Raw genomic sequence first — 14,785 nt, 5'->3', positions numbered from 1 at the left:
AATTGGTTGCTATCATATTGAACACTATTTTTAGAAATTAATAAATCAACTAACAACTTAAATTAAGGTATGAAAAAAGTATTCATAGCGCTGCTTTTGGGCTTTGCGCTTGTTATTGTCTCATGTGGTGGCTATAAAAGAGAGGGCGAACCAAGGGTTTTGGTGTTCTCAAAAACAATGGGATTTAAACATGCATCCATTCCTGCAGGAATAGCTGCTATACAGAAATTAGGATCAGAAAACGGGTTTGTAGTAGACACCACCAAGAATGCCGAAATGTTCAATGAGGAAAATCTTCAGAAATATGCTGCGGTAATCTTTTTAAGCACTACGGGTGATGTTCTTGATTACCAACAACAAGCTGCTATGGAACGTTATATTCAAGCAGGAGGTGGTTACGTTGGGGTACATGCAGCAGCGGATACCGAATACAATTGGCCTTGGTACAATGATTTGGCCGGTGCTCAATTTTTAAGTCACCCAAGAGGAACTCCTAATGCGGATTTTATAATTAAGGATAAGAATTTCATCGCTACTGAATTCTTTACGGATACTGTTTGGAATAGGAACGATGAGTTGTATAACTACAAAAGTATCAATCCCGATATACATGTGTTAATGGCTTTAGACGAGTCTTCCTATGAAGGGGGTGAAAATGGAGCTGATCATCCGATAGCTTGGTACCATGATTTTGATGGTGGTCGTGCTTTTTATACAGGTGCAGGTCATACCGATGAAAGTTATTCAGAGGATTTATTCCTAAAACATTTATTAGGAGGGATAAAATATGCCATAGGTGATAATTTGAAATTGGATTATTCGAAAGCGACTTCCCAATTACCACCGGATGCTGATCGTTTTACGAAAGTTACCCTAATTGAAGGTGAATTTTTTGAACCTACTGAAATGGCCATTTTACCCAATAACGATGTCTTGGTCGCACAACGTAGGGGAGAGGTGATGTTGTATAGCGAAGAAACCCAAAAACTAACACAAGTTGCAAAACTTGATGTTTATAGTAAAACTCTAAATACTCCAGGTGTAAATGCGGAAGAAGGTCTTATGGGCTTGCAAAAAGATCCAAACTATGCCAACAATAACTGGATTTATTTGTACTATGCACCCACCGGTGATAAATGGATCAATCGATTATCTCGTTTTAAATACACCGATGGTAATTTCGATTTAGCATCGGAACAGGTTATTCTAGAAATTGATACACAACGTGAAATTTGTTGTCATACCGGTGGTTCGATAGCTTTTGGACCAGATAATCTATTATATTTATCAACAGGTGACAACTCCACCCCTTTTAATGAAAAGGATGAGAAATATGTGAACAATGGTTATGCTCCTTTAAACGATACTCCAGGTCATGAGCAGTTCGATGCCAGACGTTCTTCGGGTAATACCAATGATTTAAGAGGAAAAATCCTTAGAATTAAAGTAAACGAAGACGGTAGTTATACCATTCCTGAAGGCAATCTTTTTGCTGAAGGAACCGAAAAGACAAGACCTGAAATCTATACCATGGGTCATAGAAACCCATATCGTATTTCGGTAGATATTAAAAGAGGTTATGTGTACTGGGGCGATGTTGGTCCTGATGCAAGAGCGGATAGTTTAGACACCAGAGGGCCTAAGGGTTATGATGAAATGAATCAAGCTAGAAAACCGGGTAACTTTGGGTGGCCTTTATTCATAGCCAATAATTTACCCTATCGTCAATACAATTATGAAACAGGTGAATCTGGAGAATTTTTTAATCCAGAAAAACCGATCAATAATTCTAGGAACAATACAGGTCTAACCGAGCTTCCTCCTGCAGAGCCCGCATACGTTTATTATCCCTATGAAGAATCCAAAGATTTTCCGGAAGTAGGTACGGGTGGGCGTAATGCCATGGCAGGACCTACCTATTATTCAGATTTATATGAGGGCACTGAAAAACTACCTAGTTATTACGATGGCAAAGTAATCATATACGATTGGATGCGTGGTTGGATGTTCGCCGTGACATTGGCCGAAGATGGAAGTTTTGCGAAAATGGAACCTTTTGGCCCCGAAATCAAATTCAATAACTTGATTGATATGGAAGTCGGTCCTAACGGTAAAATTTATGTATTGGAATATGGTAGTGGATGGTTCTCCCAAAATGCGAATTCCGCTTTAGGGTACATTGAGTATAATGATGGTAACAGACCTCCGGTACTTGATAATCTAATTGTTGATGAAACTTCCGGTAAACTACCGCTTACTATAAATGCTTCCGTTGAAGGCAATGACCGTGATGGTGACCCCGTTACCTATGTATGGGATTTTGGTAATGGTGAAACCAAGGAAACTACAGAACCAAAGGTTAGTTATACTTACCAAACGGGTGGTGCTTTCAAGATCAGTGTTACGGCCTCCGATGACAAACAAGCTTCAACAACCAGTGAAAGTGTTGGCGTAGTACCGGGCAATTCGAGACCTGAAGTTGAAGTTTTACTAACGGGAGACAAACCGGCATTTTACCTACCTGGACAAAAAATAGGTTATGAGGTAATCGTAAAAGATGCTGATGAAAATGACAATATCGACAAGGATAATATTTTTGTGAGTGTCGATTATATGGAAGGTATGGATAAGGTGGCCATGAATATGGGACATCAACAAGTATCGGCTGCGGTTACCGGTAAAGCCCTGACCCAAGCGATGGATTGTAAAACTTGTCACAAAGAAGCTGAAGCTTCTATCGGACCAAATTACAAAGCTGTTGCCATGAAATATAAAGACCAGAGAAACGGTCTTAGTTATTTGCAAAGAAAAATCGTTGCTGGTGGTAGCGGTGTTTGGGGTGAGGTTATGATGCCGGCCCATCCAAAAATTACCTCAGACGAATCTAGGCAAATTGCAATGTACATTCTTTCATTAGCAGGTAACGGGATGGAAGAGAAGTCCCTTCCTTCAAAAGGTACGATTACGGCAGAAGCTTCCGCCCCAGGTAATATGATGGTGATAACGGCAAGTTATACCGATAAAGGTGCTGAGGGTACTATTCCATTAACTGGTTCAAATTCCGTTGCTATACCTAGTAACTCTTTAAAGTTTAGCGAGGCCGTTGGAAAAGAAGGCGCCAGTCTTATGTCTTTCAATGGGATGAACCTTCTGCTTTTAGACAAAAAGAAAGGATGGTTCTCTCTTGATGGCATCGATGTATCAAGATTGAAATCAGTTTCTTTGACGGCCGGCTGGCAAACAGCTCCCAAAATCAGGATTGATTTTGAGGTTCATGAAGGAAGCGCCGACGGCCCTTTATTAGGAAAAGCTACGATGGCACCTCAAGCAGAAGGTAGCACTGGTGGAAATGTTAATATTCCGCTGACGGGTAAATCTTCCGGTGGACCGCAAACTATTTATGTAACCTATGCCATGGAGGAGGGTAAGGACCCGTCCATGATTGCATTAATGAGCGCAACTTTTAATTAAATAAGAATCAATTATAAAGGAAAAGCCCGCAACTTGCGGGCTTTTTTTTTATTAAAAAAATGAAGAGTAATGCTTAATTGATTTTTTCGCAAATAGCTGCTCCAATGGTCATTAATAAGTCCATTTCTTCTTTTGTGAAATCATAGGGTATAGGTTTTGCGATACCAATGGTGCCATACAATTTTCCCTTTAAAATTAAAGGGGCGGCGAGCGATCCCTCAACCTTTGTGTCTTTTGCAGAAGGTCTTGCCACTCCAGAATCATCTGTTTGTAGATTACACATTTCTACGGGTTTCATCCGTTCCGCGGCTATACCTGCCATTCCTTTTCCAATGGGGATAGTAGTTAACTTGGGAATTAAAAAATCAGGGATGCCTATTTGTGTTTCTAACTGTAAAAGGGAGTTTTTGTCTAAAAAGTGTAACGTGCCCGTAGTACAGTCATAGAATTTTAAAATTGCCACCAAAAGTTCCTTCCAATCTTGATTAGGCTCTTTTAAAATCGTTGAAATCTGTGCTGGTATTCCGTTTGTATTATTGCTCATGATATATAGGATTTTAAGAGGAAACTGTAGAGAATCTACCTATGTCAAAATTAATAAAATCTTGCGTTTTATGACAGCCTAATCAAAAAATGACTTATGTGTTCGTAACACCTGTAGAAGCTAAGCAGATTTTTTAGGAGGCCTGCGATAAGCATAGTATCCTAAAACGGTACTAATCGCTTTGGCAATGGCTATACGTATAGGAAATAGTTCTTCTCCCAAGGATTCATCTATAGAGCGCAATTGCATATAGTAGTTACTGATCAGCGGGTAGTTCTTTTTAGTTCCTAATATCGCTTCTGCCTTAGTAACCGCATGAGGCATACCTTCCTTAATCGGTCTACAGGTCACCAATACCGGTTTGTCATTTTTGTGTAGCATTGCGGAGAAACCGAATAACCTACAAATCAATCCACGGTGCTCGTAATCTGAACAAAAACCTTTTGCATCGGGAGCCATGATTACGTTTAAAACAGGACATAGCGTAGTAGAGGTATCTGTATTCAATTTTTCTAACCAAATTTCAGCTTCGCCTTTCTTAAAAAGATGATAGGCCAGCGGTAGAAATTCTAGTGCCGTGGCGTTAATATTGGGCTTTGAGCAACATTTGCCGCAATTGGGCATACAGCCTAAACCGGTGGATTTTTGAAAGGAGCCCACCTCCTTTTCCAGTTGATAGAAAATACGTTCTACCGCTCGGACTTTATGGTATATAGACAAAGTGAAAATTAGATAAGCGAAGGTAGACTAAGTTTGAATATCTTGAACATTTATCCTAAATTTTTGAATATTTTTTTATCAAGTTTACCCATCTTAAAATCGGTCCGTATGTAGGTTTATGGGTTTACTTGTATTCGGTTGAAGAATGTTAAAGTCGATAACTCCCAGAATCTGCTCTTCATCTGTAATCACTTCTACCTCCCATTCACCGGGCTTCACGTTGTTTTTATAGGTATACCCTCTAAATCCTCCATTTCTACCACCGGTAATATCATAACCGATTTTGTCCATGACCTCCCATTTTTGCGCCACCTCATCATACCACTTCCAACGATGGAAAATTTGTTTTTTCAAATCGGTAGGCGCAAAGACCGATGAAAAAATATAGATATTCTCACCTGGTGAATAACTGAAATCAGATTTGTGTTTTCTCCAAAATATAAAGGAATCTTCGGGTTCGTAAGAAACCAAGTAGTCATTGTCTTTTAATTGAATATCGTGGGCAACAATACCTTTGTCCAAAGCTAACGGCACGGGAGGTATCAATCTTAAGAAATAAAATAGATTGATAGTACCGTAAATCAGGATTATGAGTCCCATCAGTTTGCCTAGATGCACTTCTCGGCGAGTACTTGGGCTTTCTACATAAATGATAAAAACCAAAAGAAGGGTAATACAAAGGCTCACTCCGCCCGATATTAAAAAAACGGTTGTATTCAATTCCTTGATAAAGACAGGAATCATAAAAGTGAAAAAGGTAAAACTGATAAAACAATAGACCCCAAATTGCAGGTATTTATTGGATATTCTCTTTTTCAAAAACTCATTGGCTATGAATAATAGTACCAGAATCACAAAAAAGGAAGCCGTCTTTGAAAGGGACACACTTCTGGAAAAATAAATAACATAGGCACTTGAAAGTCCCCCGAAGAAAAATTGTATAGCCAACGGAAGATACTCTTGATAGCGTTCTAGAAATGTATTCTTCCATCTACCGTCATCCACCATATTATATAGGTAAAGCGTAATGGAAAGTGAAGTCATATGAACACAGAGCATGACGAGGTCATAGGTACGGTCGATACGGCCAAGGGTGAGACTGTCAAATATAAAACCACCGACAAAGAATAGGATAGGAGCGTATTTTGAGTGCTTTCTAATAAATCTCCTGAAAGCACTGTTCCGAAACCTTACAAGGGTCCTTTTCATTTTAAAGTTTAAAATTTGGACTAAAGTACTTCAATTTCAACGGCATGGTTATCGTTATATCGGTAAAGATGATTCCTTTAAAGTTTCAATTCAATTAAAACAATTTTTTAGGACAAACGGCAGACCAAATTATACATCAAAGGTTAAAATTTATTCGCTTTTAAGTTCACTGTAGATATAAAAATTAGGGTCTACTATGAGTTCTTCGGTATTGTTAGAGATAGATTTCGTCTGCCATTCTTTGGTTGGTTCTATCCAAATTTCGGTTTCACTAGAAAGCATCCGTACTGGAATCGTGAAACCTTCGACAGCATCTACAAAACGATACTGTAATTCAGCACCTGATACCTTGTACTCTAAAACGGGAATATCTGCGGTTCTCAGATATTGGTCGAAGAAAGGACGTAAATCTCGCTGTAACTGCATGCTGATATAATGCTCGATTTCATCTGACGTAACTGTTCTATGGTAGAATTCTTTATTTAATCCCCTTAAAATTTGACGCCATTTTTCATCGTCGTTGGCAATCTGTCTTAGGGTGTGCAACATATTGGAGCCTTTAGGGTACATATCTCCACTACCTCTAGCATTTACACCATACTTACCAACAATCGGTGCGTCATTCCCAATATTTTTACGAACACCTTGTTCGTATTCGTTACCGGCCAGTTTACCAAAATGATAATCTACATACAGGCCTTCTGAATAGGTCGTAAAACTTTCATGCACCCACATGTCTGCAATATCTTTATAGGTAATATTATTGGCGAACCATTCGTGACCCGATTCGTGGATCAGAATGTAATCGAAGTTTAGTCCCCAACCGGTACCTGACAAGTCTCTTCCTAGGTAGCCATTTGCAAATTTATTTCCATAGGTAACCGAACTTTGGTGCTCCATGCCCAAGTAGGGTGCTTCTACCAATTTAAAACTATCCTCGTAAAAGGGGTAGGGACCAAACCAATATTCAAAGGCCCGCATCATCATGGGTGCCTGAACGAATTGTGCCTTCGCCTTTTCTAGATTATAGCTGAGCACATAGTAATCCATGTCCAACATTCCCTTTTCTCCCTCATATTCTTCGCCAAAATGTACATAATCACCAATATTTACATTTACCCCGTAATTATTAATAGGATTAGCAACAAACCAATGATAAGTATTGGTTTCTTCGTCCACTTTTCTTAAACGGCCATTGGAGACATTCATTAAACCCTTGGGAGCCTTGACACTGATGAGCATACTATCTACTTCATCGTACATATGGTCTTTGTTGGGCCACCATACACTAGCGCCCAAACCTTGACAGGAAGTGGCGACAAAATGCTTGCCATTCTCGTCTTTGGCCCAGGAGAAGCCACCGTCCCAAGGGGCGCGAACAGCTTCCTTTGGATGACCAGAATATTCAACGATAACCTCATTAAAATCACCCACCAGTTGTTTCTTCTTGAGTTTGATAAAATGGGCGTTCCCCTTATGTTCAACTTTTAAGGTTTTACCATCTTGGGTGACTTTTTCAATGGCCAAGGGCGGTTGTAAATCAATTTGAAGTACTTGATGGGGCTCCAGAACTTTATAGCGAATGGTGTTGCTGCCACTGATATATTTATCATCGGCATTCACATCAATATCCAGGTGATAGTAGTTGAGGTCCCACCAAGCGCGTTCTGGGGTAATGCTACCCCGTAATGTATCCTGTTCTGTAAAAGTTTGTGCTTGGAGTATTTGTAAACATCCGAGAAAAAGGGCAAAGCTTATTTTTTTCATTTTCAGTTGTGTGATCTTGAATAAATTTTTTTCCTAGGGGAGCTAAAAGACTGGTTTTATTCTCTAAAAATCCCATTCGGGAATACTACCGGGCTTTCAAATCCGTCTGCACCCACCGCAGCTACCCCGAAGAAGAAATTATCGATGACGATGCCGTCAAGAGTAAATTCGGTAACATCGCCCACATACCGGCTATAATCCCAAGTAGGGGAAGTGGTATCTCTCCAATAGATTTTATAACCCACAGCGCCCTCTACTTTACTCCATTGAAATTTAGCCGATGGCTGCACGATTCCACCAATTTTAACAGTTTTTGGTGCTGGTGGAGCCCAGGCCAAAGAAGCTAAATTTATGGAGTTCACGGCGGTTAGTTTGGCGGCATAATCAAAATTCACATGCTTCAATACATCACCATAAGCGATACCGTCCTCAACTCGAATATCTTGGTGTTGCTGGGTGTAGTTTTCGTGAGCTTCCATAATACGTATTCCAGGAAAACCGGCATCGTTGAATGGTCTGTGGTGTCCGCCACGCCCAAAACGATCTAAGCGATAAATCATCATCGGGTTCATTTCTGGCATGTACTGCTTTACGTTTTTGTGCACGTACCGAGCTAATTGACGGGAGATACCATCGACCTCGCCACCGTAAAACCGTCGGGCTTTGCGTTGCTCTTCGGTTTCGGTGGGAGGGACAGGTTCTGAGAATATCCTAAAATCTACATTACTCACAATACCATCGACGCCAGTAATGTTTCCGATCATATCGTTATTAAAAATACCGATGACTTCCCAACCTTGGTCCTTTGCATATTGGGCAACACCACCCCCCCCAAAAAGACCTTGTTCTTCACCGGAAAGACCCATGTAAATGATACTGTTTTCAAACGTATATTTAGATAGCACCCTTGCAGCCTCTAGAGTACCCGCCATACCACTGGCATTGTCATTCGCGCCAGGAGAATCGTCCGTGAAGTTGGTTGGGTCACTCACCCTAGAATCGATATCACCGCTCATGATGATATATCGGTTCGGATACTTCGTTCCTTTTTGAATGGCCAGAACATTCACCACTTGTACATCTTTTACTATTCGGGGATTAGCACCTTTTTTGACCAAATCCTTTTGATAGATGACATTCAGACATCCATTACACGCTTCAGAAGTCTTTTCGAATTCACTTTTAATCCAACGCCGTGCAGCTCCAATTCCCCGAGTTTGGGAAACCGTATCACTTAACGTATGTCTCGTGCCAAAGTTGGCCAATTTGGTAATGTCGTTTTCGATACGGTCCCTAGAGACCGCACCGATAATATCGTAAATGCGTTGGTCTGTTTGGGAGTAGGCAAATATAGTGGTGGTCAAAAATACCAGTAGTAGTTTTTTCATTTAAAGAATAATTGTTTTTAGTGTTTTTGGTATTGGTTGTCTCAATCTTTTCATATTGGGCAAAGATTTAAAATTAAGCTATTTTTTGTTGGATGTCTTTAAAATTGAAGTAACAAAAAGGCTATCGTTTATTAGCAAATCTTCCCAAGATGTCTCGCACATTCTTGGTATTGTCCACAAAATACTTGGCATGTGTTTTTTGACGGCCTACTTTAACAGTAATGGATTCTTTAGGCAATTCTTGAAACATGAATTCATCTGTCCAGTCATCACCAATGGCAAATACGAAATCATAGTCCTGTTCACTATATACGCGCATCGATGCCCTTCCTTTATTCACGTTACTGCTCTTGATTTCCATTACCTTGTTCCCATTAAGAACACTTAGATCATCGTTGGCGATAAGGCTTGTTAAAACGGTATTCAGTTCAACCGCTCTTTTCTGCCCGAAATCAGGATCCGTATTTCTATAATGCCAAGCCAAAGAGTAGTTTTTCTCTTCGATAAAGCTTCCAGGGGTACGGTCAACAAAGGATTCTAGCACGGGCATTATCTTTTCCATCCAATCCTTTTTTACATTTTCCAACATTCGGAATTCCTCCCCACCTTGCGAGATCCAAACCCCATGCTCCACAATCATATTATAGCCCTTGGGAAGGAACCATTTTGTAAACGTTTCTTTATCTCTGCCACTGATCAAATACATATCTGTATTTTCCTGTGAGGATATTTGGTCTAAGAACGTATAAAGTTGTTCATCTGGACTTGCTTTTTGTGGGTCGTTGTGAAAACCGGCCAAGGTACCATCATAGTCAAGAAATATCAGTCTACGTGTAGCTTTGGAATAATCTTTCATGATCACGTTCATAATGTCTACGGAAAGGCGTCTAGAGATATACGTCTGGTCTTTATCTTTTTGGTTGAGTAATGAGGTCATAAAATCATTGGCCCATTTTTCAACATTATAACGTTCTAAACGCTTTTGAAGGATTCCGTTTCGTTCTTGCTGTTCTTTCTTGGGCATGTTGATTGCCTTATAAAGGGTATCTGCAATCTGTTCAAAATTATTAGGGTTGATCAGTAATGATTCATTCATTTCGTTGGCAGAACCCGCCATTTCACTTAAAATCAAAACTCCCGTTTTATCCGTTCTGGTCGCAATGTATTCCTTGGCCACCAAATTCATACCATCGCGAATCGGTGTTAACCAGGCAATATCAGAAGAGGTGTACAGATCAATAAGGTTATCGAAGGGCATTGATCTATAGAAGTACCAGATGGGCGTCCAACTTACCGTTGAAAGTTCTCCATTGATACGGCCTACCAATTCGTCGATTTCCCGTTTCAGTAATTGATATTGGGGTACATTGGATCTAGAAGGTACCGCAAGAATGATCAAACGAACCTTTTCTTTATACTGTGGATATTTGTTCAAGAAATATTCAAAAGCCTTTAATCGCTTGGCTATTCCTTTGGTATAATCCAACCGGTCAATGGATAAAAAGAATTTTGCGTCCGGAGCAGATTTTTTATGTTTATCCAGCCGTTTTTGTAATTCAGACTTTTGATCTTCCGATCGCAGGGAATGCTCCTTTGCAGCTTCGCTGAATTTTTTATAATCGATACCCATGGGAAAGGAGTCTACCTTGATGACCCGTTCGTCCATATAAATATCATTGAAGCTTACTTCCAATCCCAATAATCTGCGAACTGAACTTAAAAAGTGGCGTTCATAATCATAGGTATGAAAACCTATTAAATCTGAGCCTAACAATCCTGAAAGTACTTCTCTACGCCAAGGTAATGTCCTGAATATTTCAAAAGAAGGAAATGGGATATGTAAAAAGAAGCCTATTGAAATATCAGGGCGTTCGGATCTAACCATTTGCGGTACCAACATTAATTGATAATCGTGTATCCAAATCGTGTCATCATTATCGGCTTTTGCCAAAATAGCATCCGCAAATTTCTGGTTTACTTTTTTATAGATTTCCCAACTGTTGAGCTCAAATTCAGAGTATTCCAAAAAATAATGGAACAAGGGCCAAACGGTCCTGTTGCTGAATCCGTAATAAAACCCGTCCACTTCCTCTTCGGTCAGGTTAACTTTAGAAGAACCGTGTTCCGCCAAGGCCTTATCTATTTTATCGGAGAGTTCCTCAGGAATTTCTTCATCGGTAAGTCCGCTCCACCCAATCCAGAGACTATCTCCCCCCGAATGTACAGATTTCATCCCAGTAGCCAAACCACCTACGCTAGGTATTGCGGTGAGGTCGCCATTGCTGATTTGTAATTGTACAGGGAGTCTATTTGAGATAATGATAGTTTTCGCCATAAAAGAGATTTATTTGCTTCTTTTTGATAATTATTTCTCTAAATTTCGGCAAAAAGGAGGGTAATTGCAATTGAAACCTCATATGAATTAAGATTTTTATTGAATGGATAATTTAGACTACGGAATAATAGGAAATTGTAGAAGTGCGGCTTTAGTTTCAAAGACAGGAAGCATTGATTGGTGTTGTTTGCCAGAATTTGACAGCCCGTCTGTTTTCGCCAAATTATTGGACGAAGAAATAGGAGGAAGTTTTGAAATTATAGTGGCCGATAGTTATACGATAACTCAAAAATACGAGCCCTTTACCAATATATTGATTACTTCTTTTAAAGAGGGTACCGATCATTTTGAGATTCACGATTTCATGCCCAGGTATAGAAAGCATGATAATACCCATCATGCACCCCCCGAACTGATCAGGTATTTTAAACTTATTTCAGGAACTCCGAAATTTTCGGTGATTTATGAACCCAAACTGGAGTATGCGATGGGCAAAACTGAATCTTTTATCAAAAAGGATTTTGTGGCGAGTCTTACGCATGATGTTAAGTTCGACACTATCTTCCTATACACCTCCTTTAATCAGGAATATTTGGTTAAAGGTGAGGAAATAGAATTACGGGAAGATGGTTTTGTTCTCGTGGGTTATAATGAAAAATTACTATTGCCTACGATAGAACGAGTCTATCTCGATTTACAGAATACCAAAGTATATTGGCTAAACTGGTCGAACCTTACACCAACCTATAAAAAGTTCAATCAAGAAATTTCTAGAAGTGCCCTGACGCTGAAATTGCTAAGTTACGATAAGACAGGTGCCGTTCTTGCGGCCGCAACGACCTCATTGCCAGAAACCATAGGCGAAGTGCGTAATTGGGATTATCGTTTTTGTTGGATACGTGATGCTTCCATGGTGATTAAAGTAGTTGCGGAATTGGGCCACAAAAACGTAGCCAGGCGATACTTACAATTCATTATCGATTTAATTCCTGATAAGGCCGAAAAGCTACAGATAATGTATGGTATCAATAAGGAAAAGAAATTGACCGAGGAGACGTTGGATCATCTCTCCGGATACAAAGGGTCTAAACCCGTTCGTATCGGTAATGCAGCCTATCACCAAAAGCAGAACGATATCTATGGTATTCTGATGGATGTAATCTACGTGCAGATGCAGAAATTTAGTGTAGATGTGGATAATGGAGAGGATATTTGGGCCATAACTAAAGGAATTGTGTGGATTGTAAGCAATAATTGGAAAGATGCCGATAAGGGTATTTGGGAATTTCGGACGGAGGACAGACACTTTACGTTTTCCAAGGTTTTGTGTTGGACGGCCTTGGACCGTGCAATCAAGGTAGCCAAAATACTAGGAAAAAAGCATAAGATTGAAAAATGGGAGCCTATTAGAGAAGAAATTTGGAAAGATATCTATGACAATGCCTGGAACGAAGAAGTAGGGGCCTATACCCAGTCTTACGGATCTAAGGAAATGGATGCCTCTGTATTACTGATGGAATCTTATGGGTGTGTAGATGCTAAGGACGAACGTTATATTAAAACCGTACATGCAATTGGAAGGGAATTAAATAATGATGGTTTATTATATCGTTACAAAAACGAGGATGATTTTGGATTACCATCCTCCTCCTTTACGGTCTGTACTTTTTGGTACATCAACAGTTTGTTTAAAATTGGGGAACGCGAAAAAGCCTTGGAATATTTTGAGCGGTTATTGGGGTATAGTAATCATTTGGGCCTCTTTAGTGAAGATATTGATTTTAAAACCAAACGATTATTGGGGAATTTCCCACAAGCCTATTCCCATTTGGCCTTGATCGAATGTGCCATTAACTTCTCCAAAAAGGAAAGTGAGGATGAAATGCTGGAATCCTTAAGGGATTAATGGTTATATGGATTGGGCAATCGCCTTTATTTTGTTCAGTAACGTTACAAAGTGGGTGGTATTGGTAAACGGATTCATGACCGTAACCCTCATGTACTGAATGCCCCTTAATTTAGTCTGTACAATATAAAATTCGCCATCCTCCAATAGGGTTTGGCGAATTTTGGCGTTTAGGCTGTTCAATTGTGAGGTATCCAAACCCTCCTCTAGATATCGAAAGCACACAATGTTAGACATGGGCGCTACGGCCAATTCAAAATGGGAATCCGATTGGATGATTTGGGAAAACGCGATGCCCATATCGTATAGTCGGGTAACGTTGGCCTCGAAGAGTTCGTCTCCATATACCTTAAGCAAGGTAAACCAATGAATACCCATCATGGTTTTGGTGCATTCAAAGGTACGTTTGCCCGAATTGTACCAGTCTTCATGTTCAGATTCCGTTAGTAGATAATCGGCCTGCTGGCTGAACGTGACATTGGAATGTAACCGATTCTTGAATAATAAGGCCGTGGTGATGGCCGGCATCATCATCATTTTATGTCCGTCGATCACTACCGAATCCGCCTGTTCGATTCCGCTTAGGGTATTTCTGTATTTTTTTGAAAAGATTCCGGCACCCCCGTGCGCACCATCCACATGGAACCAAATCTTAGCTTTGGAGGCAAAGTGGGCAATCGCTTTCAGGTTATCGAAAATCCCGGTCGCGGTCGATGGCGCACTGCCCACAATGGCAAAGATTTCAATACCCTTTTGTTTGGCTTCGGTATATTTTTCCTCGAGCAAGTCCGTATTCATCTGGAAACCTGGTGTAACGGGAATTTTTATAATTCCTTGATTCCCTAGTCCCATAATACGGGCAGCACGATCCACACAGTAATGGGCCTCTTCGCTGACCATTATCCCCAATTTTTGAGTGGTGCCATCCATCCAGACATCCTCTTTTAAAATGGCTTTTCGGGCACTGAGTAGGGCCGTTAGATTGGCCAAAGTGCCACCTGAGGTCAAAAATCCCCCGGAGTTTTCGTTATATCCAATTTTTGTACAAATGAAATCGGTCACTACGCGTTCTATGGCATTGGAGGACATGCCCATTTCATAAACCGCGGTACCATTGTTCAAAAGGGAACTTATCAATCCAGTAAGTCCGGTGATGGGAGCCGGGGCACAGACTTGGTGCCCTATGTAATGAGGATGGTGTACGTAAGTCGTGCGTTTGGTGATTTCTTGGAAGAGCTCCCTTTCGTCACCGTTTTTCAAAAATTCTTTCCAAAAGTCAAGTTCATCTTCCGGAGCAATCCAATGGATGGCCTTATCCGACTTTTCTTCTAATTTATCGGTCAGATGAAGCGTAAGGTCATCAATGAGTTGATGTCCTTTTTGTTGAAAATCGATAGGGTCGTATGCCCTTTTTAAAAGTTCTTGATGCATGGACTAAAAGTAGG

Annotated in this window: 9 protein-coding genes; 2 read left to right on the top strand and 7 right to left on the bottom strand. The window is 40.3% G+C overall.

Annotated features, from left to right (window positions below; all coding sequences use genetic code 11):
* Positions 1-69: 69 nt before the first annotated feature.
* On the top strand, positions 70-3,471 hold the full coding sequence (locus ACNR9Q_RS14140) for a ThuA domain-containing protein (protein WP_419211870.1): 3,402 nt from the start codon (positions 70-72) through the stop codon (positions 3,469-3,471).
* Positions 3,472-3,544: 73 nt separating this feature from the next.
* Here the strand turns inward: ACNR9Q_RS14140 and ACNR9Q_RS14135 are convergent, their stop codons facing one another.
* From ACNR9Q_RS14135 to ACNR9Q_RS14110, 6 genes are all read right to left on the bottom strand, one after another.
* Complete coding sequence (locus tag ACNR9Q_RS14135) at positions 3,545-4,015, bottom strand: GAF domain-containing protein (protein ID WP_419211869.1); 471 nt, start codon at positions 4,013-4,015, stop codon at positions 3,545-3,547.
* A 120-nt stretch (positions 4,016-4,135) separates the two neighbouring features.
* Positions 4,136-4,735 carry a YkgJ family cysteine cluster protein gene (locus ACNR9Q_RS14130; RefSeq protein WP_419211868.1) on the bottom strand — a complete coding sequence of 200 codons (600 nt, stop codon included), beginning with the start codon at positions 4,733-4,735 and terminating at the stop codon, positions 4,136-4,138.
* A 93-nt stretch (positions 4,736-4,828) separates the two neighbouring features.
* Positions 4,829-5,944, bottom strand: a complete 1,116-nt coding sequence (locus tag ACNR9Q_RS14125) for a DUF2914 domain-containing protein (protein WP_419211867.1) — start codon at positions 5,942-5,944, stop codon at positions 4,829-4,831.
* Positions 5,945-6,094: 150 nt separating this feature from the next.
* Positions 6,095-7,711: a M1 family metallopeptidase gene (locus tag ACNR9Q_RS14120; RefSeq protein ID WP_419211866.1), complete on the bottom strand. Its 1,617-nt coding sequence runs from the start codon at positions 7,709-7,711 to the stop codon at positions 6,095-6,097.
* A gap of 56 nt (positions 7,712-7,767) precedes the next feature.
* Positions 7,768-9,099, bottom strand: coding sequence for a M28 family peptidase (locus ACNR9Q_RS14115; RefSeq protein ID WP_419211865.1), 1,332 nt, complete (start codon positions 9,097-9,099; stop codon positions 7,768-7,770).
* A 121-nt stretch (positions 9,100-9,220) separates the two neighbouring features.
* On the bottom strand, positions 9,221-11,434 hold the full coding sequence (locus ACNR9Q_RS14110; protein ID WP_419211864.1) for a bifunctional alpha,alpha-trehalose-phosphate synthase (UDP-forming)/trehalose-phosphatase: 2,214 nt from the start codon (positions 11,432-11,434) through the stop codon (positions 9,221-9,223).
* 103 nt (positions 11,435-11,537) lie between these two features.
* On the opposite strand from ACNR9Q_RS14110, the gene ACNR9Q_RS14105 reads away from it, so the two are divergent.
* Positions 11,538-13,340, top strand: coding sequence for a glycoside hydrolase family 15 protein (locus tag ACNR9Q_RS14105; RefSeq protein WP_419211863.1), 1,803 nt, complete (start codon positions 11,538-11,540; stop codon positions 13,338-13,340).
* Positions 13,341-13,343: 3 nt separating this feature from the next.
* Here ACNR9Q_RS14105 and ACNR9Q_RS14100 read toward each other — a convergent pair whose 3' ends face one another.
* Complete coding sequence (locus tag ACNR9Q_RS14100) at positions 13,344-14,771, bottom strand: pyridoxal phosphate-dependent decarboxylase family protein (protein ID WP_419211862.1); 1,428 nt, start codon at positions 14,769-14,771, stop codon at positions 13,344-13,346.
* Between the last annotated feature and the right edge of the window lie 14 nt (positions 14,772-14,785).

Origin of the sequence: Maribacter sp. X9, assembly GCF_048537565.1 — a bacterium.
GTDB lineage: Bacteria > Bacteroidota > Bacteroidia > Flavobacteriales > Flavobacteriaceae > Maribacter.
This window is presented reverse-complemented; position numbering and strand designations above follow the sequence as displayed.